The organism is Vibrio sp. YT-19(2023) (assembly GCF_033337395.1).
Genome location: NZ_JAWOQN010000934.1, coordinates 1 through 559 on the forward strand (window position 1 = coordinate 1; position 559 = coordinate 559).

Here is a 559-nt window from a genome sequence, read left to right on the forward strand (position 1 = left end):
CCATCGCTGGCGGATTTATTGCGGATAAGTTTTTAGGAGCTTACCGCTCTCTGTCCATCGCCTTTCTGGCGTTCGCTGCGGGTTACGTTTTGCTGGTACTTGGTGCTTCGGCGACAAACGTTCCTTTATCGATGTGTGGTATCGCTCTAGCAAGCTACGGCCGTGGTTTGATGTCACCTTCTTACCCAAGTCTTTACAAACGCACTTTTAAATCACAAGAAGATTTCGAAAAAGGTTACCCAATCAACTATTCCGTGAACAATGTCGGCGCTTTTTTAGGCCAGTACCTGTTCCCGATGATCGTGCTGGTAATTGGCTTTAACGGCGGCTTTACCATCTCTGCCGTCATGGCAGGCGCTGCGCTTGTGATGTTATTGATGTTCAGAAAGAGCCTAACTGGTGTAGCCGCTGAACTTGACCAAAAAGCGGTAAGCTTGAAAAACTGGGTATTCTTCGCACTGATTTCCGTCGCCATGATCGCGTTGGTGTTCTTCATGTTCTCAAACATGGATATTGGTCAAAACATCGTTTATGCCATCGGTGGCGCTGCGATTCTTTA

1 protein-coding gene is annotated in these 559 nt (G+C 47.4%); it reads left to right on the forward strand.

Going from position 1 to position 559, the window contains the following annotated elements; all coding sequences use genetic code 11:
* Positions 1-559 (forward strand): MFS transporter (locus R7E78_RS29275; RefSeq protein ID WP_411913788.1); only part of this gene is annotated, 559 nt, incomplete at both ends.